Consider the following 24,342-nt stretch of genomic DNA (forward strand, 5'->3'; position numbering starts at 1 on the left):
TGGAAGCCCTTCCACCCCGGAGGGTATACTGGGGTCATGGAGCTTCCTCGCGCATACGGCCTCCTGCTTCACCCCACGAGCCTCCCCGGCCCCTACGGCGTCGGCGTCCTGGGCCAGGAGGCCCGGGACTTCCTCCATTTCCTGCGGGAGGCGGGGGGACGGTACTGGCAGGTCTTGCCCTTAGGCCCCACGGGCTACGGGGACTCCCCGTACCAGTCCTTCAGCGCCTTCGCCGGAAACCCCTACCTCATAGACCTGAGGCCCCTCGCGGAGCGGGGCTACCTGCGCCTCGAGGACCCCGGCTTCCCCGAGGGGCGGGTGGACTACGGCCTCCTTTACGCCTGGAAGTGGCCCGCCCTCAGGGCCGCCTTTCAGGGGTTCAAGGAGAAGGCTACTTCTGAGGAGCGGGAGGCCTTCGCCCGCTTCCAAGAGGAGGAGGCCTGGTGGCTTCGGGACTACGCCCTCTTCATGGCCCTCAAGGCCCACCACGGCGGGCTTCCCTGGAACGCCTGGCCCCTTCCCCTGCGGAAGCGGGAGGCAAAGGCCCTGAGGGAGGCGGAGGGGGCCTTGGCGGGGGAGGTGGCGTTCCACGCCTTTACCCAGTGGCTCTTCTTCCGCCAGTGGCACGCCCTGAAGGCGGAGGCCGAGGCCATGGGCATCTCCTTCATTGGGGACATGCCCATCTTCGTGGCCGAGGACTCCGCCGAGGTCTGGGCCCACCCCGAGTGGTTCCACCTGGACGAGGAAGGGAGGCCCACCGTGGTGGCCGGGGTGCCCCCGGATTACTTCTCGGAAACGGGGCAGCGCTGGGGTAACCCCCTTTACCGCTGGGACGTCTTGGAAAGGGAAGGCTTTTCCTTCTGGATCGCCCGCCTGCGGAAGGCCTTGGAGCTATTCCACTTGGTGCGGATTGACCACTTCCGGGGCTTTGAGGCCTACTGGGAGATCCCCGCCTCCTGCCCCACGGCGGTGGAGGGGCGCTGGGTCAAGGCCCCGGGGGAAAGGCTCTTCGCCCGCATCCAGGAGGTCTTCGGCCGGGTGCCCATCTTGGCGGAGGACCTGGGGGTGATCACCCCCGAGGTGGAGGCCTTGAGGGACCGGTTTGGGCTTCCCGGGATGAAGGTCTTGCAGTTCGCCTTTGACGACGGGATGGAAAACCCCTTCCTCCCCCACAACTACCCCGAGCACGGGCGGGTGGTGGTCTACACCGGCACCCACGACAACGACACCACCTTGGGCTGGTACCGCACCGCCACGCCCCACGAGCGGGACTTTTTGGCCCGCTACCTGACGGAGTGGGGGATTGCCTTTGGCGAGGAAACCGAGGTGCCCTGGGCCCTCATGCGCCTGGGGATGGAGTCGGTGGCCAGGCTTGCCATTTACCCGGTGCAGGACGTTTTGGCCTTGGGGTCCGAGGCGCGGATGAACTACCCGGGAAGGCCCCAGGGAAACTGGGCCTGGCGGCTCCGGCTTGGGGAGCTTGAGGAGGCGCACGCAAAGAGGCTTTTGGCCCTGGCGGAGGCCACGGGACGGGTGTGAAAAGGGGCCCCCAGATGGGGGCCCCAGGGCCTTTTGGCCTTTAGCCCAGGGCCTGTTTCACCAGGTCCACGATCTCGTCAATGGTGTCCGCCACGGGGATGCCCGCCTCGGCGAAGGCCTTGAGCTTGGACTCCGGGGTGCCCACGTTGCCCATGATGATGGCCCCGGCGTGGCCCATGCGCTTGCCCTTGGGGGCGGAGCGGCCGCCGATGAAGCCCACCACGGGCTTTTTCATGTTCTCCTTCACCCAGGCCGCCGCCTCTTCCTCGTCCGAGCCCCCGATCTCCCCGATGAGGACCACGGCCTCGGTCTCGGGGTCCTCGTTGAAGAGGGGGAGGAGGTCCTTAAAGGTGGTGCCGATGACGGGGTCGCCGCCGATGCCCACGGTGGTGGTGGTGCCGATCCCCGCCTGGGACAAGGCGGCCGCCGCCTCGTAGGTGAGGGTGCCGGAGCGGCTGATGAGCCCCACCTTGCCCCGCTTGAACACGTGGGCCCGGCATGATGCCGATCTTGGTCTCCTCGGCGCTGATGATCCCGGGGCAGTTCCCCCCGATGAGGCGGCTGCCCAGGGCCTTTATCTCCGCCACTGCCTTCACCATGTCCAGGGTGGGGATGCCCTCGGTGATGAGGACGATGAGGGGGATGCCGGCGTGGGCCGCTTCCAAGGCGGCGTCCGCCGCCATGGGGGCGGGCACGAAGATGATGGAGGCGTCAATGGGGTGGTTCGCCACCGCCTCCTTCACCGTGTCGTAGACGGGTAGGCCGAAGACCTCCGTGCCTCCCTTGCCTGGGGTGACCCCGGCCACGATCTTGGTGCCGTAGTCCAACATCTGCTTGGTGTGGAACTGCCCCTCCCGGCCGGTGATCCCCTGGACCAGGACCCGGGTTTCGCGGTTCACCAGGATCACGCCGCACCTCCCACCATGGCCACGATGGCCTTGGCCGCCTCAATGGACGTGGGGTACATGTAGATGGGCTTCCCCTCCAAAAGCTTCTTGGCCTCCTCCTCGGCGGTGCCCGCCACCCGCATCACCACGGGCTTGGTGAGGAGGCCCTCCTCCAGGGCGCGGATCACCCCCTTGGCCACCTCGTCCGCCCGGGTGATGCCGCCGAAGATGTTGATGAAGACCCCCTTGACGTCGGGGTCCTTGAGGACCACCTTGAGGGCGTTGTAGACCACGTCCGCCTTGGCCCCGCCGCCGATGTCCAGGAAGTTGGCGGGCTTGCCCCCTACCCGGTTCACCAGATCCAGGGTGTACATCACGAGGCCCGCCCCGTTGCCGATGATGCCGATGTTGCCATCAAGCTTCACGTAGGCGAAGCCGTAGTTGCTGGCCTCCACCTCCAAGGGGTGTTCGGCCTCCACCTCCCTGAGCTCGGCCAGGTCGGGGTGGCGGAAGAGGGCGTTGTCGTCCAGGACGATCTTGGCGTCGGCGGCGACGATCCCGCCGTCCGTGGTCACCACCAGGGGGTTGATCTCGGCGATGGAGGCGTCCACCCCCTCGTAGGCCCGGTAGAGGGCCACCAGGACCTGGGCGAGCTTGTTGAGGTTGCCCTCCAGCCCCGCCCGCTTCACCATCTCCCGGGCCTCAAAGGGGCGGAACCCCTTGTGGGGGTCAATCCAGAACTTGTGGATGGCCTCGGGGCGCTCCGCGGCCACCTCCTCAATGTCCACGCCCCCCTCCTTGGAGAGCATGAGGACCACCCGCTTCTTGGCCCGGTCCAGGATGAGGCCCGCGTAGTACTCCTTGGCGATGTCCACCGCCTCGGCCACCAGGACCTTTTTCACCGTGAGGCCCTTAATGTTCATGCCCAGGATGGCCTGGGCCTTCTCGTAGGCCTCCTGGGGGGTGTCGGCGAGCTTCACCCCACCCGCCTTCCCTCTCCCGCCCACGTGGACCTGGGCCTTGATGACCACCCGCTTGCCGAACTCCTCGGCGATGCGCTTCGCCTCGTCCGGGGTGTAGGCCACCTTGCCGGGGGGCACCGGCACCCCAAAGCGGGCCAGGATCTCCTTGGCTTGATACTCGTGCAGGTTCAAGCTCCACCTCCTCGGCCGGCCAAGGCCGAGGGGCATTATACCCCTAGCCCTCGGCGGGGCGGGCGAAGAAGAGGCGCCCCACCTGGGTCTGGATGGCCTGGGTCACCACCACCTCAATCTCCTGCCCCCGGTAGCGGATCCCCCCATCCACCACCACCATGGACCCGTCCTCTAGGTAGCCCACCCCCTGGTGGGGCTCCTTCCCCTCCTTGAGGATGAGGAGCTTAAGGGTGTCCCCCACCTGGAGCTGGGGCCTCAGGGCCTGGGCCAGGGCCTGCACGGAAAGGGCCTTCACCCCGTAGATGCGGGCCATCTGGAGGAGGGCGAGGTCGTTGCTCACCAAGGCGGCCCCCAGGTCCCGGGCCAGGAAGAGGAGCTTCTCGTCCACGCTTTCCCCTTTGGGGGTGTCCTCCAGGACCTCGAGGGCAACGTGTTCCTTGAGCCTTTCCAGGGCCTCGAGGCCCCGCCTGCCCTTGGCCCGCTTGAGGGGGTCTTGGCTGTCGGCGAAGTGCTGGAGCTCTTTGAGCACGAAGTGGGGCACGTAGAGGGGCCCTTCCAAAAACCCCGTGGCCGCCACCTCGGCGATGCGGCCGTCCACCAGGACGCTGGTGTCCAAGACCTTGCCCCCTTTGGCCCGTTCCGGCCGGGGCAGGCGCAGGTAGTCCCGGTAGCCCAGGGCCAAATAGGAAAAAAGCCCCACCAAAAAGAGGGCGAGGAGGAGGCTATGGTAAGGGGAAAAGCCCGGCACCTGGGAAAGGAGGGTGGTGAGGAGCACGGTGAGGAGGAGGCCTAAGGTGGCCCCCAAGGTGAGGGCCACGGGCACCTCAGGGGGAAGGCGTTTTAGGTGCTGAAAGCGCCTTTCCCACCATGCTTCCAATCTGGGGGCGAGGAGGACGCCCGAAAGGAAGCCTACCAAGACCAGATAGAGCCGGTTTAGGGATATGAGGCCGGCGGAGCGGGGAAGAAGGCCTAAGCCCTCCAACCCCACCGCCAGCTGGTACCCCAAGAAGGCGAAAAGGAAGTACAAAAGGACCCGGCCGCTCATTCCAGGTACCTCTCCACCGCCTCCTTCAGGCCACGGGTGTTCCCGGGGTGGAGGAAGCGGGAAAACCCCGCCCGCTCCCCTTCCCTAAGCCGCCGTTCCAGGCCCATGACGCTCCGCACCTCGCCCAACAGCCCCACTTCCCCCACCACCGCCAGGTCCGGGGGAAGGGGCTTGCCCACCACCGCAGAATACACCGCCAGGGCCACGGCCAAGTCCAGCCCCGGGTCCTGCACCCGAAGCCCCCCCGCCAGGTTCACGTAGACGTCCAGGTTGCCTAAAGGTAGCCCAAGCCGCCTTTCCAGCACCGCCAGGACCATGTCCACCCGCCTGCCCTCCAGGCCCTGCACTACCCGGCGGGGGGCGGGGAAGGGGGTTTTGGCCGCCAGGGCCTGGACCTCGAGGGCCAAGGCCCGCTCCCCGGCCAAGGCGAGGGCGATGGCGCTCCCCGGCACCCCCAGGGGCCTTTCCAGGAGGAAGGCCTCGGAGGGGTTTTTCACCTGCAAAAGCCCCGTTTCCTCCATGCGGAAAACCCCGAGCTCCCCCACGGGACCGAAGCGGTTCTTGGCGCTCCTCAGGACCCGGTAGACCCCGGCGGTTTCCAGGTAAAGCGTGGCGTCCACCGCGTGCTCCACGCTCTTGGGCCCCGCCACCACCCCCTCCTTGGTCACGTGCCCCACCAAGACCACCGCCGTGCCCGTGGCCTTGGCGAAGCGCACGAAGGCCCCCGTGGCCTCCCGCACCGCCACCAGGCTCCCCGGGCTTCCCCCCGCCTCAATGGTCTGAACCGAATCCACGAAAAGCGCCTCGGGGGGCTGGCGTTCCAAGAGGGCCAAAAGGGGCTCCAAGCGCGTTTCCCGGAGGAGGAGAAGCTCCCCTAGGCCAAGCCGCCGGGCCCGGAGCTTGATCTGGCCCGGCGACTCTTCCCCCGCCACGTAGTACACCTCCCGCCCCATGCGCTTGGCCATCTCCAGGAGGAGGGTGCTCTTGCCCACCCCGGGCTCCCCCCCCAGCAAGACCACCTCCCCGGGGACAAACCCCCCGCCCAACACCCGGTCCACCTCCGCAAGCCCCGAGGAGAAGCGCCCTTCCTCCCCTTCCTCCACGCGGGAAAGGGGGAGGAGGGAGGCCTCCTTGGGCGCCTCCCGCCTTGGGGGGGTGGGGGCCACCTCCCGGAAGCTTTCCCAGGCCCCGCACCCCGGGCACCGCCCCAGGGGCTTGGGGGTGCGGTAGCCGCACTCCACGCAGACGTATGCGGTCTTGGCCATGGTCAAAAGGAGGGGGAAGGGCCTTTAAACCCCTTCCCCCCCGGCGCTCGCCATCTAGACCAAAAGCTCCTCGCCCTCCACCTCGTGGAAGGCCAGCCGTCCCTCCTCCACGCTCACGTACAGCCTTCCCGTGGGCTTCTTGAGGAGGGCCAGGGAGAGGGGGTCTTCTATGCGCTCCCGGATCACCCCGCGGATGGCCCGGGCGCTTCCCGTCTTGGGGGCCTGCTCCACCACGAAGCGGGCCACTTCCGGGGCGAAGGCCACCTCTATGTCGCGGCCCTTCAGCTCCTTCTGGATGTCCTCCAGCATCATCCGGGCGACCTGGACCAGCTCCTCCTCCGTGAGGGGGCGGAAGCGGATCACCTCGTCTAGGCGGTCCAGGAACTCGGGGGTGAAGAGGGCCTTCAAGGGGGACTCGGTGTCCACCTCCTTGCCGGTGAAGCCGATGGCCGGGCCCACGTTGTAGCCGGTGTTGGAGGTCATGATGAGGATCACCCGCCGGAAGTCCACGGTGCGCCCCATGCCGTCCGTGAGGCGGCCCTCGTCCAGAACCTGGAGGAAGGTGTTGTAGATGTCGGGGTGGGCCTTTTCTATCTCGTCCAGGAGGACCACGCTAAAGGGTTGACGGCGCACCGCCTCCGTGAGGCGGCCCCCTTGCTCGTAGCCCACGTAGCCGGGCGGGGCCCCGATGAGCTTGGAGATGGAGTGGGGCTCCTGGAACTCGGACATGTCAAAGCGGATGAGGGCCCGCTCCGAGCCGAAGAGCACCTCCGCCAACGCCTTGGCCAGCTGCGTCTTACCCACGCCGCTTTGCCCCACGAAGAGGAAGCTCGCCGCCACCCGGGTCCGGCCCCCCAGGCCCACCCGGGCCCGGCGCAGGGCGCTTGCCAGGGCGCGGATGGCCTCCTCCTGGCCCACCACCCGCTTCCTGAGTTCCTCCTCCAGGCGCATGAGTTTTTCGTCGTCCTTGTCGTCCACGTAAACCCCGCCCCAGGAGTCCACCACCGCCTCGATGTCCTCCCGGGTGACCACGGGGGTGCCGTCTTCCTCCTCGGCCACGGGGAGGCCCAAGGAGGCGTTGAGGCGCACCCGACTTGCCGCCTCGTCAATGAGGTCTATGGCCTTGTCGGGGAAGTTGCGCCCGGGAAGCGAGCGGATGCCGATTTTGACCGAAAGCTCCAGGATTTCGTCGGGGATGATGACCCCGTGGTGGGCCTCGTAGCGGGGCCGGAGGCCCTTCAAGATCTCCAGGGTTTCCTCCGGGGAGGGCTCCAGGACGATCACGGGCTGGAAGCGCCTCTCTAAGGCGGCGTCCTTCTCAATGTAGCGGTGGTACTCCCCGGTGGTGGTGGCCCCGATCACCTGGATTTCGCCCCGGGCCAAGGCGGGCTTCAGGATGTTGGCGGCGTCCAACGTCCCCTCGGCCCCCCCGGCCCCGATGAGGGTGTGGAGCTCGTCAATGAAGGCGATGACCTTGGCGTTTTTGAGCTCCTCAATGATCTGGCGCAGGCGTTCCTCAAACTCGCCCCGGTACTTGGTGCCCGCCACCACCCCGGCGAGGTCAATGGCCACCACCCGCGCCCCCCGCAGGATGGGGGGGACCCGGCCTTCCACGATGGCCTGGGCCAGGCCCTCCACGATGGCGGTCTTGCCCACCCCCGGGTCGCCGATGAGGACGGGGTTGTTCTTGGTGCGCCGGGCCAGGATCTGGATGACCCGATTGATCTCCTCCTGCCGGCCGATGACGGGGTCCAGCTTCCCCTCCCGGGCCTCCTTGGTGAGGTCGCGGCCGTACTCGTCCAGGAAGGGGGTGTTCACGGGTTTCTCCCGCTCCCGGCCCTCGGCCATGGAAAGGACCCGCCAGCGGATGGCATCCACGTCCTTGGCGAAGTGGGAGAGGATGCGGTAGGCGATCCCGTCCCCCTCGCGGATGATGCCCAGGAGGATGTGCTCCGTGCCGATGACGGAGGCGCCCATGTTGCGGGCCTCGGCGCTGGCCAGCTCCATGACCCGCCTCGCCCTGGGGGTGATGGCGGGGGGCTCCCCGGTGCGGCTCCCCTCACCCCGGCCCACCAGCTCCTCCACCATGCGGCGCATGGCCTCGAGGCTCGCCCCGTACTCCTGGAGGATGCGGGCCGCCGTACCCCCCTCGCGCATCAGGCCCAGGAGGAGGTGCTCTGGGCCGATCATGGAGTGGCCTAAGCGGCTCCCCTCCTCCCTTGCGTAGTGAAAGACCAGCCTGGCGCGATCGTCGTACCTGTTCATGCTCCCCTCTACCCGTATTCTAGCCTAAGCCCCGCCCCTTTGGGGGTTTGCGCCCCCGCTCACCTTAAAGGGCTTTGGGCGTGGCGCTTCCCCTGTCCTGTAATATGCCCTTTAACCGGGGGCTTTGGCCCCCTTGGGGAGGAACGATGCCGGCAAGCACCCTTGACGAACTGGTGGCGCTTTGCAAACGCAGGGGGTTTATCTTTCAGGGCTCCGAGATCTACGGGGGCCTCCAGGGGACCTACGACTACGGTCCTTTGGGGGTGGAGCTCAAGAACAACCTGAAGCAGGCCTGGTGGCGGAGGAACGTTTACGAGCGGGATGACATGGAGGGGCTGGATGCCAGCATCCTCACCCACCGCCTGGTCCTCCACTACTCGGGCCACGAGGCCACCTTCGCTGACCCCATGGTGGACAACCGCCTGAGCAAGAAGCGCTACCGCCTGGACCACCTCCTCAAGGACCAGCCGGAGGAGGTTTTGGGGCGGCTTTTCCGGGCCATGGAGGTGGAGGAGGGGAACCTGCACGCCCTGGTCCAGGCCATGATGCAAAGCCCCGAGCGGGCCGGGGGGGCCATGACCGCCGCCGGGGTGCTGGACCCGGCCACGGGGGAGCCCGGGGACTGGACCCCGCCCCGCTACTTCAACATGATGTTCAAGACCTACGTGGGCCCGGTGGAGGAGGAGGCGGCCCTCGCCTACCTGCGTCCGGAGACGGCCCAGGGCATCTTCATCAACTTCAAAAACGTCCTGGACGCCACCAGCCGCAAGCTCCCCTTCGGCATCGCCCAGATCGGCAAGGCCTTCCGCAACGAGATCACCCCCCGGAACTTCATCTTCCGGGTGCGGGAGTTTGAGCAGATGGAGATTGAGTACTTCGTGCGCCCGGGGGAGGACGAGTACTGGCACCGCTACTGGGTGGAGGAGCGGCTTAAGTGGTGGCAGGAGATGGGCCTGAGCCGGGAGAACCTGGTGCCGTACCAGCAACCCCCGGAGGAACTCGCCCACTACGCCAAGGCCACCGTGGACCTCCTCTACCGCTTCCCCCACGGCCTCGAGGAACTGGAGGGCATCGCCAACCGCACGGACTTTGACCTGGGCAGCCACACCAAGGACCAAGACGAGCTCGGCGTCAGCGCCAAGGTCCTCAGGAACGAGCACTCCACCCAGCGCCTGGCCTACCGCGACCCCGACACGGGGAAGTGGTTCGTCCCCTACGTGATAGAGCCCTCCGCTGGGGTGGACCGGGGGGTCTTGGCCCTCCTTTCCGAGGCCTTCACCCGGGAGGAGCTTCCGAGCGGGGAGGAGCGCATCGTTCTCAGGCTCAAGCCCCAGCTCGCCCCCATCAAGGCGGCGGTGATCCCCTTGGCGAAAAACCGCCCCGAGATCACCGAGTACGCCAAGCGCTTGAAGGGCAGGCTCCAGGCCCTGGGCCTTGGGCGCATCCTCTACGAGGACACGGGCAACATCGGCAAGGCCTACCGCCGCCACGACGAGGTGGGCACCCCCTTCGCCATCACCGTGGACTACGACACCATCGGCCAGAGCAAGGACGGCACCACCAAGCTCAAGGACACGGTGACGGTGCGGGACCGGGACACCATGGAGCAGATCCGGCTCCACGTGGACGAGCTGGAGGGGTTTTTGCGGGAGAAGCTTAGGTGGTAGGATGGGCCTTGAGGCCATCTCGCCTTGTGGGAGAGAACAAGCAGCTTCGTAAACGCTTGGCGGGCTTGGAGTATCAGATCCTGAGGCACCGGCGCAAGATCCAGGAAGAGTTGGGTAAACCAAGCCCCGATTGGGGTCTCATCGGGAAGTGGGAGAAGGAGATCCGAGCATGGGAAGGCGAGCAAAGGCGGCTTATGCGGAGGTTGAGAAGGTCCTAGGGCTTCCCGAGCCCCTTTGGCAGGAGCTTTTTGAGGAGGTGGAGCGCCTAAAGGCCTTGTATCTCCGCCTGAAGGAGGCTCCTCGGGAGGAAAGGGTGGCCTTAGAAGAGGAGGCGCTTCGGAGTCTCGCCCACCTCTGGGGCCATGCCAAGGTGATGTGGGACGAGTTGGAGTTGGAGGAGGAAGGATGAGGGTAGCGGTGGTGGGGGCCACGGGGGCCGTGGGGCAGGAGATCCTGAAGGTCCTCGAGGCCCGCGACTTTCCCCTAAGCGAGCTAAGGCTCTACGCCTCCCCCCGCTCCGCCGGGAAGCGCCTGGCCTTCCGGGGGGAGGAGGTCTTGGTGGAGCCCCTGCCCGAGGGGCCCTTACCCGTGGACCTGGTCCTGGCCAGCGCCGGGGGGGCGCTTTCCAAGGCCCTGGCCCCCCTATGGGCGGAGGGGGGCGCCTTGGTGGTGGACAACTCCAGCGCCTTCCGCTACGAGCCCTGGGTGCCCCTGGTGGTGCCCGAGGTGAACCGGGAGGCCATCTTCCGCCACCGGGGCATTATCGCTAACCCCAACTGCACCACCGCCATCCTGGCCATGGCCCTTTGGCCCCTGCACCGGGCCTTCCGGGCCAAGCGGGTCATCGTGGCCACCTACCAGGCGGCCTCGGGGGCGGGGGCCAAGGGCATGGAGGAGCTCCTCAGGGAAACCCACCGCTTCCTCCACGGGGAGGCGCCTCAGGCGGAGGTCTTCGCCCACCCCCTTCCCTTTAACGTGGTCCCTCACATTGACGCCTTCCAGGAAAATGGCTACACCCGGGAGGAGATGAAGGTGGTGTGGGAGACCCACAAAATCTTCGGGGACGACACCCTCAAGATCAGCGCCACCGCGGTGCGGGTGCCCACCTTGAGGGCCCACGCCGAGGCGGTGAGCGTGGAGTTCGCCGAGCCCATAAGCCCCGAGGCGGCGCGGGAAGTGTTGCGGCAGGCCCCCGGGGTGGAGGTGGTGGACGAGCCCTCGGCCAAGCGCTACCCCATGCCCCTCACCGCCAGCCACAAGTGGGACGTGGAGGTGGGGCGCATCCGGAAAAGCCTCGCCTTTGAGAACGGCCTGGACTTCTTCGTGGTGGGGGACCAGCTCCTGAAGGGCGCGGCCCTTAACGCCGTGCAGATCGCCGAGGAGTGGCTTAAGGGCGCCTGAGCCAAAGCCACACCTCCCGGTTCCCCTCCTTGCCCGGGAGGGGGCTTTCCCTTTCTCCCAGCACCTGGAAGCCCAGTTCCGCCGCCCTTTGCCGCACCCGCGAAAGGGCCCTTTGCCTTAGGGCGGGGTTTCGCACCACCCCCTTGTGGGCCCCGGGCCAGAGCTCAAACTGGGGCTTCACCAGGACCAAGGCCTCCCCGCCGGGCCGGAGGAAATCCCAGACCTTGGGCAGGAGAAGGGTGGAGGAGATGAAGGACACGTCCATGACCACGAGGTCCACGGCTTCGGGGAGGTGGAGGGTGCGGGCGTCTTGCTCCTCCAGGCTCACCACCCGGGGGTCCTGACGCAGGGTGGGGTGGAGTTGCCCCTTGCCCACGTCCACGGCGTAGACCCGCTTCGCCCCCCGCTCCAGGAGCACCTGGGTGAACCCCCCCGTGCTCGCCCCCAGGTCCGCCGCCACCTTCCCCGCCACGTTCAGGGGGAAGGCCTCGAGGGCCCCCAGGAGCTTGTAGGCGCCCCGGCTCACGTAGCGGGCCTCCTCCAGAACCTCCACCTGGGCCCCTTCCGGCACGGGGTAGGCGGGCCTTTGCACCACCTTGCCCTCCACCCGCACCTTTCCTTCGGCGATGAGGGCCTTGGCCTTTTCCCGGCTTTCCGCAAGGCCCCTTTCCACCAGGTAGCGGTCCAGGCGCACAGGGGTATTATCTACCCGTGGAGCCGGAGCTTTCCGGGGTCTGGTACGTGTTGGAAGGGGAGCCGGGGGAGCACCTGGTGGTGGAGGCCTTGGGCCAGAGGCTTTCCGGCATCTGGACGCGCCGGGAACTGGCGGAGGCCTTCTTGGCCCACCACCCCCAGCTGGGCATGCGGGTGAGCGCCTTGGAGAGCCGGGCGCTCAAGGAGGCCTTCCTCCGGGCCCTGGGGATGCTCCAGGTGGAAGCGGTGATGGTGGACTACCGGCCCGGGGTGCACCGGGCGCAGGTGGCGAAGGTGGCGGAGCTACTAGAGGAGGTGCGGCGTGGTTAGGGTGTTGGCGCTATTGGGGGTTCTTCTGGCCTTTGGGCTAGGGCAGCGGGCGGAGGTGAGCCTGGGTAGCCCCTTCGGGGTGCAGGGGGGCGTGCGCTTCGCTTTGGTGCCCTTCTTGGCGGAGGGGCGGGTTTATGGGGGGGTGGGCCTCGAGGCCTTGGGGGGAGGGGCGGACCTCCTCCTGAAGCTTCCCCTCACGGACCTCTACCTGGGCCTCGGGGCCTTCTACGGCACGGGCCCCGCCCTGAGCTACCCTCCGGACGGGCGGGGCCAAGGGGGGCTCAGGGCGGTCCTCGGCACCTGGCTCAACCTGCCCCTTCCCCTCCTCGGGGCTTACCTGGAAATCCACCCCACCTACTACCTCGCCCCCACCCAGGGCTTCGGGGTGGGGGCGGCGGTGGGCCTGAGCGTGGGGCTTTAGGCCTTGTACCCCTCCTTGAGGGGGACGATGCGGTTCATCACCAAGGCGCCGGGCCTCGAGTCCACGGGGTCCTGCCAGAAGTAGCCCAGGCGCTCCAGTTGGTAGCGGGTGTCCTTGGGGTCTTGGGCCACGCTGGGCTCAAGGAAACCCCGCTTCACCACCAGGGCCTCGGGGTTCAGGTTCTTTAGGAAGTCCCCCCCTTCCTCCGGGTCCTTGGTGAGGAAGAGGCGGTTGTAAAGCCGAAACTCCACGGGCAGGGCGTGGCGGGCGGAGACCCAGTGGATCACCCCCTTGGGCTTCGGGCCTTCCTCGGGGTTCGCCCCCAAGGTCCCGGGGACGATGCGGGCCTTCAGGAGCTTCACCTCGCCCCCCTCCTCCACCACGTCCTCCAGCTCCATCACGTAGGCGTGGCGGAGGCGCACCCGCTGCCCCGGGGCGAAGCGCTTCCAGCCCTTAGGGGGGTTTAGGCTGAAGTCCGTGCGCTCAATGTAGATCTCCCGGGAGAAGGGCAGGGGGCGGGTTCCCTCCTTGGCGATGTCCCGGGGCCAATAGGGGGCGAGGAGCCACTCCTCCCCCTCGTAGTTGGTGAAGACCACCTTGAGGGGCTCCAGCACCCCGAGGACCCTGGGGGCGATGGGGTTCAGGTCGTCCCGCACCACCTCCTCAAAGAGCTCCATCTCAATGAGGGCCTCGTGGCGGGAAATCCCCGTGCGCCGCACGAACTCGAGGATGGCCTCGGGCCGCACCCCCCGCCGCCTCAAGGCCCTCAGGGTGGGCAGCCTGGGGTCGTCCCAGCCCCAAACGTACCCCCCCTCCACCAGCCGGATGAGCTTGCGCTTGGAGAGCACGGTGTGGCTCAGGTCCAGCCGGGCGAACTCGTACTGGTGCGGCCTGGGGGCGAGGGGCAGGCCGCACTTCCCCTTGAGGTTTTCAATGACCCAGTCGTAGATGGCCCGGTTGTTCTCAAACTCCAGGGTGCAAAGGGAGTGGCTTACCCCTTCAATGAAGTCCTCCAAGGGGTGGGCGTAATCGTACATGGGGTAGATGACCCACCGGTCCCCGGCGTGGTAGTGGGGAGCGTGGACGATGCGGTAGAGCACCGGGTCCCGCAGCTTGAAGTTGGGGTGGGCGGGGTCAATCTTGGCCCTTAGGACCCGGCTTCCCGTGGGGAACTCCCCCCGGCGCATCCTTTCAAATAGGTCCAGATTTTCCTCCACGCTCCGCTCCCGGTAGGGGCTAGGCTTGCCCTGGGCCCGGAGGGCGCTCATCTCCTCCTCGGGGAGGTCGTCCACGTAGGCCTTCCCCTCCTGGATGAGCACGAGGGCGCACTCGTACATCTTTTCAAAGTAGTCCGAGGCGTAGAGGACCCGACTTGGGGTGAAGCCGAGCCAGCGCACGTCCTCCTCAATGGCCCGGGCGTACTCCTCCTTTTCCGTCTCCGGGTTGGTGTCGTCGTAGCGGAGGTTGCACTCCCCGCCGTAGTCCAGGGCCAGGCCGAAGTTTAGGACGATGCTCCGGGCGTGGCCGATGTGCAGGTAGCCGTTGGGCTCGGGAGGAAAGCGGGTGAGGAGCCTGGGGTACTTTCCCTCCTTAAGGTCCCGCTCCACGATCTCGGTGATGAAGCACTCGGGGACAAGGCCCATAGCCCACAGTCTATGTCAGAAACGGGGCTTCCGCTTTTCAAAGAAGGCGCGGATGCCCTTCTTGAGGTCCCCGGTTTCCCGCACCCAGGCGTTGGCCAAGGCGGCGAGGCGGAAGCCGTCCTCGAGGCCCATCCCCGGCAGGGCCAAGAGGAGCTCCTTGGTGAGCCGCAAGGAAGTGGGAGCGTTTTGGGCCACCTCCTCGGCCAGGGCCACCGCCTCCTCCAGGGCCTTGCCGGGGGGGCTTATGCGGTTCACGAGCCCCAGGGCCTTGGCCTCCTCCGCCCCCAGGAGTCGGCCCGTGAGGAGGAGGTCCTTGGCCACCTTTTCCCCCACGGCCCGCACCAGGATCACGGAGACCAGGGCGGCCACGAAGCCGATTTTGACCTCGGTGTAGCCCAGCGTGGCCCCCTCTTCCATGACCACCAGGTCGCAGGCGGTGGCGAGCCCCGCCCCCCCGCCACCGCCGGGCCGTTCACCGCCGCCACCGTGGGTTTGGGGAAGGTGTAAAGGCGGTGGAAAAGGCGCATGAGGGAAAGGGAGTGGCGGTAGTTTTCCTCCGCCCCCATCTCCGTGACCCTTTCCAAAAAGGCCAGGTCCGCTCCGGCGCTAAAGGCCTTGCCCTTTCCCGTGAGGACCACCGCCTTGGCCTCTGGGTCTTCCTCCGCCTCGTCCAAGGCCCCTAGGAGGCCTTCCACCATGGCGGGGGAGAGGGGGTTTCGCCGCTCGGGGTCATTTAGGTACAGGCGGTAGACCCGCCCGCGCTCCAGCAGGACCATGCCCCCATTGTAGTGGGGAAGGCTTCCTGCTAGACTGCCCTTAGCCCGCACAGGAAGAGGCCAAGGCCCTGCGGGCTAGGAGGTGGTGTAGATAAAGGAGTACCTGGTAAACGAACGCATCCGCGCCAAACAGGTGAGGGTCATCGGACCCGATGGGCAGCAGCTCGGCATCATGGACACCCGGGAGGCCTTGCGCCTGGCCCAGGAGCAGGACCTGGACCTGGTTCTGGTGGGCCCCACCGCCGACCCCCCGTGGCCCGCATCATGGACTATTCCAAGTGGCGCTACGAGCAGCAGGTGGCGGAGAAAGAGGCCCGCAAAAAGGCCAAGCGCACCGAGGTCAAGTCCATCAAGTTCCGCGTCAAGATTGACGACCACGACTATCAGACCAAGCTCAACCATATCAAGCGCTTCCTGGAGGAGGGGCACAAGGTCAAGGTCACCATCATGTTCCGGGGGCGGGAGATGAGCTACCCAGAGCTCGGGGAAAGGCTTTTGAACCGCGTGGCCGAGGACCTGAAGGGCCTCGCCGTGGTGGAGATGAAGCCCGAGCTTCTGGGCCGGGATATGAACATGCTCCTGGCGCCCGCCAAGGTGTCCGCCTAGACCGAAGCCCCTCCCTCTGGTATAGTGGGATGGCTTTTGGGGAGCTCCCAAGACCCCATCCAGGGGCGCTTCCCAAGGGCGGGAGGAAGAACATGCCGAAGATGAAGACCCATAAGGGCGCCAAGAAGCGGGTGAAGGTGACCGTTTCGGGCAAGGTGGTGGCCATGAGGACCGGCAAGCGGCACCTCAACTGGCACAAGTCGGGGAAGACCATCCGGCAAAAGGGGCGGAAGTTCACCCTGGCCAAGCCCGAGGCGGAGCGGATCAAGCTCCTTCTGCCTTACGAGTGAGGGGGGTAGGGGATGCCGCGCGCCAAAACCGGTGTTGTCCGTCGCAGGAAGCACAAGAAGATCCTGAAGCTGGCCAAGGGCTACTGGGGCCTCCGCTCCAAGAGCGTGCGTAAGGCCCGGGAAACCCTCTTCGCCGCCGGGAACTACGCCTACGCCCACCGCAAGCGCAAGAAGCGGGATTTCCGCAAGCTTTGGATTGTGCGGATCAACGCCGCCTGCCGCCAGCACGGGCTCAACTACTCCTCCTTTATCCACGGCCTGAAGAAGGCGGGGGTGGAGCTGGACCGCAAGGTCCTGGCCGACCTGGCGGTGCGGGAGCCCCAGGCCTTCGCCGAGCTGGTGGAAAAGGCCAAGGCCGCCCGGGCTTCGGCCTAAGGCGTGTTCCTTGGCGCCCTGCGGGAGGTTTCCTGGCGGGGCGCTTTTATTGACCATGCCGCCTGAGCTTTACGTGGTCCTGGTGGCCGCCTTGCCCGTGGCGGAGCTAAGGGGGGCCATCCCCCTGGGGGTGGCCTTGGGCCTCTCCCCCTGGGAGGCCTTCTTCTTGAGCCTTTTCGGCAACCTCTTGGTGGCCCCCTTGGCCCTGGCCTTCTTGCCCTGGGCGGTGGGCCTCTTCACCCGCTACCCCTTCTTTGCTCGGCTTTGGCAGGCCCTCGAGGCCCGGGTGCGGCTCAAAGGGGAAGAGCAGGTGCAACGGCTCGGCGCCCTTGGCCTTTTCCTCTTCGTGGCCGTGCCCCTTCCCGGCACCGGGGCCTGGAGCGGGGCGGTCCTCGCCGTGGTGCTGGGGCTTAGGCGGCGCTACGCCCTCCTTGCCATCTCCTTGGGGGTGCTGGCGGCGGGCCTCATCGTCTTCCTCCTCACGGGGGGGGCGGTGGCCGGGCTAAACTACCTGCGATGATGCTCTGGTTGTTGCCCTTAGCCTACGCGGTGGGAGCCTTGCCCGGGGGGTATTGGCTGGCCCGGCGGCGGGGGGTGGACCTGCGCACGGCAAGCCCCTACACCCTGGGCCTGGAGAGCGCCCTGAAGCGGCTGGGCCTTGGCCTTACCCTCCTCGCCTTCCTCCTAGACTTCCTTAAGGGTTATCTCCCCCTCCTCCTGGGCCGGGCCTTGGGGCTAGGCCTCCCCGAGCTCTTGGCCCTGGGGGTGGCGGTCTACCTGGGCCACCTCTACCCCCTCTTCCTCCGCAACCCCTGGCCCCTCCGGGCCAAAGGGGCGGGGGTGCTCCTGGGGGTCTTGGCGGGGCTTCCCCTGCCCCCCGCCTTGGGGATGGTGCCCGTGGCCCTCGCCCTGGCCCTCTACGCCCTCACGGGCTACGCCTCCTTGGGGGCTTTGGGGCTTCCCCTGGGCCTTTTGGGGGTGGCCCTTTGGGGCGGGTTCGGTCTTCCCGAGAGGCTCCTTTCCGGCCTCCTTTTCCTCCTCGCCCTCTGGCGTTACAAGGAGAACCTGGGGCGCATCCTGGAGGGCACCGAGCCCAGGCTGGGAAGCCCCTTGCCCCTTCCCTCCGAGCGGCAGGTGGTCTGCGCCTTCCTCATCCACCCCCTGACCCTCGAGGACTTCTGGCAAAGCCCCCGCTTCCGCTGGGCCAGGCCCTTGGTGCGCCTGGGCCTCCTCAAGCAGGCCTGGGTGGAGCGCCTGGCGGAGCGCTTCCGCCCCATGAAGGTGGGGGAGGTGCGGGGGGTGCGGACGGCGGACGGGCGGGAGGTGCTCTGCCACCTCATCTCCGCCCCCCTGCTGCCCCACCAGATCAAGGAGAAGCCGGAGCTGGCGGTAAAGCGGGCCATCCAAGGGGCCAGGCTCGCCCAGGAGCTGGGAGCCACGGTGGTGGGCCTCGGGGCCTTCTGGAGCGTGGTGGGGGAGAAGGGCAAGGCGGTGCAGGAAGCGGTGCCGGGCATCGAGGTCACGAACGGCGGGGCCTACACCGCAGGCACGGTGAAGGCGGCCATCCCCGCCCTTCTGGCTCACTTCGCCCAGGGGGGCAAGGACCTAAGGAAGACCACGGCGGCGGTGGTGGGGGCGAACGGGGTGGTGGCCTTCGGCATCGCCCGCCAGATCGCTCCCCTGGTGGGGCGGCTCATCCTGGTGGGGCGGGACTTGGAGCGGCTCAAGCGGGCGGCGGAAAGCCTCCGGAAGAACCTGGAGCGCAAAGGGGAGGCCCCCGAGATCCTGGCCACTACGGAGATCGCCGCCATCCGGGAGGCGGACCTGGTTTTCACCGCCACCAGCGACCCCAACCCCGTCATCTACCCGGAGCACGTGAAGCCCGGGGCCTGGATCTACGACGAGGGCGTGCCCCCCGACGTCCACCCCTCGGTTAAGGAGGTGCCGGGGGTGCGGGTGATCCCCGGGGGGGTGGTGCGGCTTCCCGGGGAGGCGAGGGCCACCTTGGACCTCCACTTCGGTGCTCCCGACCAGGTGCCCGCCTGCCTGGCGGAGACCATGATCCTGGCGGCGGAGGAGGCCTTTGACCGGAAAAGCCTTGGGGGGGAGATCCGGGCAGAGAACATCCAGTTCTTTGTGGAGCGAGCCGAGGCCTTGGGGTTTAGGGTGGTGGAGTGACGACTCCCCGTTCTTAAGAACGGGGCTACAAGATACGGGCTACGCCCGTGACCTCGGGTCTCATGGGACGGCCCATGCCGTACCCATTCCCGAAGGCTCCGGCAAGATAGCCCCTTCGGGGCTGACCCAAGCCCAACGCCAGAATGACCTTCGCGGCAGCCACGTCCCTGTCCAACACACACCCGCACTCGCAAGAATGGATGCGCTCGGACAGTTCCTTCTTCTTGATGCTGCCGCATTCGGGGCAAATCTGGCTTGTATGATGTGGCTTTACGGCCACTACTCTCCGCCCGGCGCTCTCAGCCTTGGCGGAGAGGATGCTGATGAAGGACGACCAGCCCGCATCCAGCACGCCCTTGGATAACCGGGTGCGGGCCAGGCCGGAGGTGTTCAAGTCTTCGTGGACGATGGTTCCATATCGGTTGACCAGTTTTCGGGCCAGCTTGTGGTGGAAGTCCTTGCGCTGGTTGGCTACTTTGCGGTGCTGCCGGGCCAGGCGCATTTTGAGCTTCCTGTGTCGGTGGGAACCGCGCCTTTTCCTGGATAGAGCCCGCTGGGTGCGGGCCAGTTTGGCCTCGGCCTTGCGGTACGCCCTGGGAGGGGCAAAGGTCTCCCCCTCCGAGGTCGCCACAAAGTGGGAAAGTCCCAGGTCTATGCCCACCGCCTTCTCCGACGGGGGTAAGGGCTGGGCCTGCACCTCGCAGACATACACTGCGTACCAGCATCCGGCGGAGCGCTTGATGGTGAAGGTCTTGGGCACCCCCTCCAGGGGGCGGTGCTGCTTCATTCGCACATGGCCCACCCCCGGAATCTTGACCTTGCCGTTGCCCAGGGGCTTGCCCGGCCCGACCCAGTTCCCATTCCGCCACACCTGGGGGAAGGTGAAGCTGTCCCACCAGCCCCGCCCCCGGAAGCGCGGGTATCCCGCCTTCTCCCCCCGCTTTACGCGGGAGAAGAAGCCCTGGAAAGCCCGGTCAAGCCGCTTCAGGGTCTCCTGCAAGACCTGGGCGTACACCTCCCGGTACTCCGGCCTCACCGCCTTGACCTCGCCCAAAAGCCGCATCTGCTCGTACAGCGTGACCGACTTCCCGGCCTTTTTCCAGGCCTCACGGCGCTCTTGCAGGGCGGCGTTGTACAGTTCCCTCGTCAGGTCCAGGATATGCACCAGGGCGGCTTCCTGGGCTCTTGTGGGGTACAGGCGGTATACAAAAGCTTTTTTGTGGGTGGTATGCTCGATATGCGTCGCCTCCTATCCAGGTGATGCCGGGCCCAGGGTGTTGCGGCACCGCTGGGCCATTTCTGTTCCCAGTATACAACCCCTGCGGGGTTGGTGGCTCAGCCCGAAGGGCTAGCGGGATAGGGGTCCATGTACCCCCGCATTGCGGTTCATTTGGGGTAGGGGCCCCAAAGAAGATGCGGGGCACTATAGCCCCTTCCACACCATCCCCTTCCCTGTAGCCCTAGCGCAGGGCCCGTACCCCCAGAACCAGAAAGAGGAGGTTCGCCCCCCAGGCCCCAAGCTCCGGGGGCAGGGCCCCGAGGCCGGCCAGGGAGCGCCCCAGGAAGAAGGCCCCGTAGTACCCCAGGGCCAGCACCACGCTGAGGCCCAGGGCCAGGCCCGTGCTCCGCCCGTACCTTAAGGCCATGGCCGCCGCCAGGAGGACCAGGATCAGGTTGGCCAGGGGCAGGGCCAGCTTGGAGTGGAACTCCAGCCGGGCCCGCCACCGCTCCAAAGGGGCCAAGAAAGGGTCGCGCAGTTTCCGCCAAGCCTCGGAGAGGCTGTCCTGGCCGAAGCTGAAGGTGTCGGCGTAGTCGGCGATGGCCCGGGCCCGGGAGAGGTCGGACTCCACCTCCAGCACCCCTCCCTGGCTCACCGCCCGGAAGACCTTCCGGGTCTGGGCCAGGAGGTCAGGGGCGGTTTCCAGCCGGGGCACCTCGGCGAAGTCGATGCGGTAGAGGCGGTAGCCCTCGAGGGTGATGACCTTGTCCTCCCAGCTCCCCCTTTGGGCGAAGAGGAAGGTGCCCTCCTCCCCCTGGAAGGAAACGATGCGCACCCGGAGCATCTTTTTCTGGGCCATGTCGAAGTCCTCGAAGTAGAGGCTTCGGCCCTGGCCGATGGGGATCTGTAGGCCCTTTAATCGGAAAAGCCCCGCCCCTTGGGTGTGGATCTCGTCCCACCAGGCGGTGCGCACCCGCTCGTTGTAGTGGGGCACCAGGTACTCCTGAAGGTAAAGGCCCACCCCGCTCAGAGGGCCCCCACCCAGAGGAGGGCAGGCCGCCCGCCAAAGGGGGATGCCCCCGGAAAGGAGGGCGAACTGGGCCCCTTCCGCGGAGAGCCGGCCGAAGACCAGGACCGTGGTGACCACGAGGGCGATGGGGAAGACCTGCACCAGCACGCCCGGCACGTGGTAGGCAAGCCAGCGCACCACCTTCAAAAGGGGCACCCCCTCCAGCCACCGGGCCCCGGCGTAGAAGAAGCCGAAGAGGTAGACGGCAGTGAGGAAGAGGAGGGCTAAGAGAAGAACGGGAAGGCTTTCCCGAAAGAGATGGCGGTATAGGGTCATGGTCAGGGTAGGCGTCCGGCGTACCGGGCCAAGCGAAGGGCGTTCTCAGGGACCTTGGTGGTGGCCTGGACCTTACCCCCTACGAAGCGCAGGTAGAGCCTGGCGGAAGGGCCTTGGCCGCGCAAGGTGGCCCGGCTTTCCTGGTAGGTAAAGCCCCCCAGGGCTAAGGCTTCCTGGCTCTTGAGGTCCACCACCAGGGTTTCGGCCTGGAGCTTGGGCGTTTCGCTTGTCACGTTCCCCTTGAGCACCACCACGTCCTCGGCGAAGAGGGCCATGGCCCTGTCCGCCCGGAGGCCTTTGAAGTCCCGGTTGCTGAAGGTGAGGCCAGTGAAGCGGGCTTCCTGCTTGGGGATGTCGTGCTCCAAAGATTGGGCCAGGAAGGTCTCCTTTTGGGAGACGAGTTCCACCCCCCGGGCCCGCACGAAGCTCCCCTCCTTGTACTCGATGTAGCTACCTTTCAGCCGGAGGCCGTTCTCGTTGTCCGTGAGGATCCCCCCCTGGGGCAGGGTGGTGACCCCGGTGTCCAGGTTCACCCGCTGGGGGCCGAAGGGCTCCACGCTGAAGGCGGCGAAGCGGGCTGCTAGGGCGAAGGCCAGCAGGAAGGCCGAGGCCGGGAGCAGATGGCGGTAGCCCATCATGAACCGTACTTTACCCCACGCCCCTGAGGGAAGTCTTAAGGTTTCCTTGGCGTATAGTGTCCCCCGTGCGCTGGCTACCCTGGGCCCTCGCCTTGGCTCCCCTCTTCCCCCCTTGGCCCTTTTGGCCCCCGTTTTTCTCCCCTGGCTAAAGCGCCTTTCTCCCTGGGCCCTGTCCCTGTTGGCGCTTTATGTCCTTTCCCTTCTCCTCCCGGCGGGGTTCGCCCCCGAACCCCTGGCCTTGCCCCTGGCCCTCGGGCGGGCGATCTACGCCATGGGCCTGGTGGGGGCTGGGGTGGCCTTGGCCCAGGGGCGAAGGCCTGGCCAGGCCCTGGCCCCGTTGGGGGTGGGCTTTCTCCTCCTCTACGCCTCCTCTTTCTTGGCCAGCTATTGGGCCTACGGGGACAAGGCCAGCGAGGTGCGCTTGTCCCACCCCTTCCACAGCCCTGTGGGCCTGGGGTTTATTGGGGCCCTGGGGGTCCTTCTGGCCCTTTACGTGCGCTACCCCTGGCCCCTGCGCCTCCTCCTAGGCCTCATGGGGGGCGCTGTTCTCCTCCTTTCGGGAAGCCGGGGGGGGATGCTGGCCCTCCTCCTGGGCGGGGCCGGCGGCCTTCTTCACCGGGGGCGGGGGGTTTGGGTTTTGGGGCTGATGGGCCTTTTGCTCTTCGCCGCCGCTTCCCTGGACACCCCCGTTGCCGAGCGCTTTTTCCAGCTGCACCTTTCGGGGCGGGAGGGGCTTTGGCTTCGGGCCTACGAGGTCTTCCAGGCCCATCCCTGGACCGGGGTGGGGCCTTACGTGCTGGGGGATTACCTGAAGGGCACCCTCTTTGGGGAGTGCATCTTCTTCCCCCTCCTCGAGGCCCGGGGGCTCACCTGCCCCGACTGGCTCAGGCCCTGGGGCGGGCTTTGGACCTTCGCCCACAACCACCTCCTCCAGGCCCTGGGGGAAAGCGGCCTTCCCGGTGCCTTGGGCCTCCTCCTCTTGGTGGGGGGCTTTTTGGCCGGGGCCTGGGGGGAGGGGCTCCTCTTCTCCCTCCTCCTGGCCTTCATCGGCATGGGCGTCACCGACAACCCCTTCAGCGTGCCTAGCCCCTTCCGGGGGGAGATCTTCTTCCTCCTGGGGGGGATGGCCCTGGCCCGGGGGGTGTCCCTTTCCCGCGCCCTGGCCCTGGCCGGGGGGGTGGCCTTGGTTTGGGCGTTGCCCTTCCTCTACCTGGCCACCCGCCCCGCTCCCCCCCCTCCCGCCCTCCTCTAAGCCGCCATCCCCCCGGGGGAGGGGGTGGGTTTCTTGCGCTTTGGGGGAGCGGAGGGCTACCGGGTCCAGGTGTGGCTCTGCGGGGAGAAGGCCTGCCAGCGCCTGGGGTGGGAGTGGAAGGGGGAGGAGGTGGTGGGGTTTTCCTTTCCCCAAGACCTTCCCCCAGGCCGCTACCGCTTGCGGGCGCTCCTCTTCCGCCAGCACCGCCTGGCCCAGCGGCCCCTCTGCGCTTGGGAATGGGAGGTGGTGCGGTGAGAGGCTTGGCGCTGGCGGTGGGGGGCCTGCTCTTCGCCTTGGGGATGGGCTTGGCCCTTTGGGCCTTACCTAAGGCCTTTGGCCTTAAGCCGCTGGGCCAGGAGGCCTGCGTACCCGGCCCCTTGCCGGAAAGGGGGGAGCTTTGGTCCAACGGCGTCCTGGAAATCTCCCTTTGCCGGGAGGCTAGGGTGGGGCTCCTCCTCGAGGGGACCTTGGCCCAAGGGAAAGGGCCAAACGCCCTGGTGGTGGAGGGAAGCCGGGTGCTCTGGCAGGGGGAGGTGAGCGGGGTGAAGGAGGTCTGGGTGAGGACCACGGGGAGGGGCACCCTGGCCCTGGCCTTTACCAACGACCTCTACCAGCCCCCTGAGGACCGGAACCTCTTCCTTAGGGCCTTGCGGGTGGAGCCTTAGCGGAGAAGGGTTAGCAAGGCCAACACCACGCCGATGGCGGTGAAGACCAGCATGGCCTTGTTGAAGGCTTGGCCGATCTCCACCGTGACCGCGTGCCGGATGGCCGAAAACCCCGCTTCCACCTTTCCCTCCAAGGTCTGGACCCGGCTCTCCAGTTCACTTCGGAACTGTTGAATCTGAGCTTCCAGCTTGGCCTCCACCTGGTCCATCCGGCTTCCTAACCTGGCCTCTACCCTTTGTATTTGCTCTTCCAGCTGGGCTTGTCGGGCTTCAAGCTGGCCGATTCGGCCTTCCAGCTTAGCTTCTACCTGGCCGATTCGGCCTTCCAGCGTGGCCCCTACCTGGCGGATCCGTCCCTCCAGTTCTTTTCGGAGCTCCTGGATTTGGCCTTCCAGCTTGGCTTCGGTTTGGCCGATACGGCCTCCTAGCCTGGCCCCCACCCCCTCTATCTGTTCCTCCAGCCGGGTTTGGCGGATTTCCACATGGGCCAAGCGTTCCTCCAGGCTTCCCAGGCGCTTTTCCAGGTGAGCTTTGGTCTCCCTGAGCTCGGCCTTAACCTCCTCCCGCAGGGCATCTATGCGGCGGGAGAGGTCTTGGACCAAAGGAGGGAGTACCCGGATGGTGGCCTCCACCACCCCCTCCAGCTTTTCCAGCCTTTCCCCTAGCCCCTCCACCTCGGGCATGGCCT

Annotated in this window: 23 protein-coding genes and 3 pseudogenes; 14 read left to right on the forward strand and 12 right to left on the reverse strand. The window is 67.0% G+C overall.

Translation table 11 applies throughout. The annotated features are described in order from the left end of the window. Window positions 1–36 precede the first annotated feature (36 nt). A complete protein-coding gene (gene malQ, locus QT17_RS09170) occupies window positions 37–1,539 on the forward strand; it encodes a 4-alpha-glucanotransferase (RefSeq protein WP_039459293.1) in 1,503 nt (500 codons plus the stop codon). A gap of 40 nt (window positions 1,540–1,579) precedes the next feature. Here malQ and sucD read toward each other — a convergent pair. The 5 genes and pseudogenes from sucD to QT17_RS09195 form a co-directional block, all read right to left on the reverse strand. Continuing rightward, window positions 1,580–2,447: pseudogene (gene sucD, locus QT17_RS09175) on the reverse strand (succinate--CoA ligase subunit alpha). After that, window positions 2,444–3,580 carry an ADP-forming succinate--CoA ligase subunit beta gene (gene sucC / locus QT17_RS09180; protein ID WP_039459298.1) on the reverse strand — a complete coding sequence of 379 codons (1,137 nt, stop codon included), beginning with the start codon at window positions 3,578–3,580 and terminating at the stop codon, window positions 2,444–2,446. Before sucC ends, sucD begins: the two are co-directional and overlap by 4 nt. Before the next feature lie 43 nt (window positions 3,581–3,623). Further along, the gene (locus QT17_RS09185; RefSeq protein ID WP_039459299.1) at window positions 3,624–4,625 is read right to left on the reverse strand and encodes a PIN/TRAM domain-containing protein; all 1,002 of its coding nucleotides are present in this window, start codon (window positions 4,623–4,625) and stop codon (window positions 3,624–3,626) included. Then, complete coding sequence (gene radA, locus QT17_RS09190) at window positions 4,622–5,890, reverse strand: DNA repair protein RadA (protein WP_039459303.1); 1,269 nt, start codon at window positions 5,888–5,890, stop codon at window positions 4,622–4,624. Before radA ends, QT17_RS09185 begins: the two co-directional genes overlap by 4 nt. 54 nt (window positions 5,891–5,944) lie before the next feature. Beyond that, window positions 5,945–8,155: an ATP-dependent Clp protease ATP-binding subunit gene (locus tag QT17_RS09195; protein WP_039459306.1), complete on the reverse strand. Its 2,211-nt coding sequence runs from the start codon at window positions 8,153–8,155 to the stop codon at window positions 5,945–5,947. A 146-nt stretch (window positions 8,156–8,301) separates the two neighbouring features. On the opposite strand from QT17_RS09195, the gene QT17_RS09200 reads away from it, so the two are divergent. From QT17_RS09200 to QT17_RS09210, 3 genes are all read left to right on the forward strand, one after another. Next, the gene (locus QT17_RS09200) at window positions 8,302–9,822 is read left to right on the forward strand and encodes a glycine--tRNA ligase (RefSeq protein ID WP_039459389.1); all 1,521 of its coding nucleotides are present in this window, start codon (window positions 8,302–8,304) and stop codon (window positions 9,820–9,822) included. 169 nt (window positions 9,823–9,991) lie between these two features. Then, the gene (locus QT17_RS09205; protein WP_039459308.1) at window positions 9,992–10,231 is read left to right on the forward strand and encodes a hypothetical protein; all 240 of its coding nucleotides are present in this window, start codon (window positions 9,992–9,994) and stop codon (window positions 10,229–10,231) included. Beyond that, on the forward strand, window positions 10,228–11,223 hold the full coding sequence (locus QT17_RS09210) for an aspartate-semialdehyde dehydrogenase (protein WP_039459311.1): 996 nt from the start codon (window positions 10,228–10,230) through the stop codon (window positions 11,221–11,223). Before QT17_RS09205 ends, QT17_RS09210 begins: the two co-directional genes overlap by 4 nt. Here QT17_RS09210 and QT17_RS09215 read toward each other — a convergent pair. Then, a complete protein-coding gene (locus QT17_RS09215; RefSeq protein ID WP_039459314.1) occupies window positions 11,210–11,917 on the reverse strand; it encodes a TlyA family RNA methyltransferase in 708 nt (235 codons plus the stop codon). The two genes, QT17_RS09210 and QT17_RS09215, sit on opposite strands and share 14 nt — an antisense overlap. A 17-nt stretch (window positions 11,918–11,934) precedes the next feature. Here QT17_RS09215 and QT17_RS09220 point away from each other — a divergent pair, with 17 nt between their 5' ends. Beyond that, a complete protein-coding gene (locus QT17_RS09220) occupies window positions 11,935–12,246 on the forward strand; it encodes a DUF3234 domain-containing protein (RefSeq protein WP_039459317.1) in 312 nt (103 codons plus the stop codon). Continuing rightward, entirely contained in the window at window positions 12,239–12,667 is a 429-nt protein-coding gene (locus tag QT17_RS09225; protein ID WP_039459321.1) for a hypothetical protein, read from the forward strand. The genes QT17_RS09220 and QT17_RS09225 overlap by 8 nt, the downstream gene beginning before the upstream one ends. On the opposite strand, the gene QT17_RS09230 is transcribed toward QT17_RS09225, so the two are convergent. Then, complete coding sequence (locus QT17_RS09230) at window positions 12,664–14,310, reverse strand: glutamine--tRNA ligase/YqeY domain fusion protein (protein ID WP_039459324.1); 1,647 nt, start codon at window positions 14,308–14,310, stop codon at window positions 12,664–12,666. The two genes, QT17_RS09225 and QT17_RS09230, sit on opposite strands and share 4 nt — an antisense overlap. A gap of 15 nt (window positions 14,311–14,325) precedes the next feature. Beyond that, window positions 14,326–15,086 (reverse strand): annotated as a pseudogene (locus QT17_RS09235) (enoyl-CoA hydratase/isomerase family protein). A 91-nt stretch (window positions 15,087–15,177) separates the two neighbouring features. Between QT17_RS09235 and infC the strand changes: the two are divergent. The 5 genes and pseudogenes from infC to QT17_RS09260 all read left to right on the forward strand — a co-directional run bounded on the left by infC (window position 15,178) and on the right by QT17_RS09260 (window position 18,535). Next, a pseudogene (infC, locus tag QT17_RS09240) lies at window positions 15,178–15,692 on the forward strand (translation initiation factor IF-3). A 92-nt stretch (window positions 15,693–15,784) separates the two neighbouring features. After that, window positions 15,785–15,982 (forward strand): 50S ribosomal protein L35, encoded by a 198-nt coding sequence (gene rpmI / locus QT17_RS09245; protein ID WP_039459327.1) that lies wholly within the window; start codon window positions 15,785–15,787, stop codon window positions 15,980–15,982. A gap of 12 nt (window positions 15,983–15,994) precedes the next feature. After that, window positions 15,995–16,357, forward strand: a complete 363-nt coding sequence (rplT, locus tag QT17_RS09250; RefSeq protein WP_039459330.1) for a 50S ribosomal protein L20 — start codon at window positions 15,995–15,997, stop codon at window positions 16,355–16,357. Between the two features lie 55 nt (window positions 16,358–16,412). Then, a complete protein-coding gene (locus tag QT17_RS09255) occupies window positions 16,413–16,877 on the forward strand; it encodes a small multi-drug export protein (protein ID WP_039459333.1) in 465 nt (154 codons plus the stop codon). Then, complete coding sequence (locus tag QT17_RS09260; RefSeq protein WP_039459336.1) at window positions 16,874–18,535, forward strand: glycerol-3-phosphate acyltransferase; 1,662 nt, start codon at window positions 16,874–16,876, stop codon at window positions 18,533–18,535. Before QT17_RS09255 ends, QT17_RS09260 begins: the two co-directional genes overlap by 4 nt. Before the next feature lie 25 nt (window positions 18,536–18,560). Here QT17_RS09260 and QT17_RS09265 read toward each other — a convergent pair whose 3' ends face one another. The 3 genes from QT17_RS09265 to QT17_RS09275 all read right to left on the reverse strand — a co-directional run bounded on the left by QT17_RS09265 (window position 18,561) and on the right by QT17_RS09275 (window position 21,737). Further along, window positions 18,561–19,700, reverse strand: coding sequence for a transposase (locus tag QT17_RS09265; protein ID WP_235283868.1), 1,140 nt, complete (start codon window positions 19,698–19,700; stop codon window positions 18,561–18,563). Between the two features lie 295 nt (window positions 19,701–19,995). After that, the gene (locus QT17_RS09270) at window positions 19,996–21,099 is read right to left on the reverse strand and encodes an LptF/LptG family permease (RefSeq protein ID WP_039459339.1); all 1,104 of its coding nucleotides are present in this window, start codon (window positions 21,097–21,099) and stop codon (window positions 19,996–19,998) included. 2 nt (window positions 21,100–21,101) lie between these two features. Further along, window positions 21,102–21,737: a hypothetical protein gene (locus QT17_RS09275; RefSeq protein WP_235283869.1), complete on the reverse strand. Its 636-nt coding sequence runs from the start codon at window positions 21,735–21,737 to the stop codon at window positions 21,102–21,104. 112 nt (window positions 21,738–21,849) lie between these two features. Between QT17_RS09275 and QT17_RS09280 the strand changes: the two genes are divergently transcribed. From QT17_RS09280 to QT17_RS09285, 3 genes are read left to right on the forward strand one after another with little or no spacing between them, the layout of a single operon-like run. Then, on the forward strand, window positions 21,850–22,989 hold the full coding sequence (locus QT17_RS09280; protein ID WP_235283870.1) for an O-antigen ligase family protein: 1,140 nt from the start codon (window positions 21,850–21,852) through the stop codon (window positions 22,987–22,989). A 24-nt stretch (window positions 22,990–23,013) separates the two neighbouring features. Further along, the gene (locus QT17_RS14475) at window positions 23,014–23,244 is read left to right on the forward strand and encodes a hypothetical protein (RefSeq protein ID WP_235283871.1); all 231 of its coding nucleotides are present in this window, start codon (window positions 23,014–23,016) and stop codon (window positions 23,242–23,244) included. Between the two features lie 44 nt (window positions 23,245–23,288). Next, complete coding sequence (locus QT17_RS09285) at window positions 23,289–23,654, forward strand: hypothetical protein (protein WP_369792384.1); 366 nt, start codon at window positions 23,289–23,291, stop codon at window positions 23,652–23,654. Here QT17_RS09285 and QT17_RS09290 read toward each other — a convergent pair. Then, entirely contained in the window at window positions 23,651–24,337 is a 687-nt protein-coding gene (locus QT17_RS09290; RefSeq protein ID WP_039459344.1) for a hypothetical protein, read from the reverse strand. The genes QT17_RS09285 and QT17_RS09290 overlap by 4 nt on opposite strands. Between the last annotated feature and the right edge of the window lie 5 nt (window positions 24,338–24,342).

Origin of the sequence: Thermus sp. 2.9, from assembly GCF_000794385.1 — a bacterium.
GTDB classification, from domain to species: Bacteria; Deinococcota; Deinococci; order Deinococcales; family Thermaceae; genus Thermus; species Thermus thalpophilus.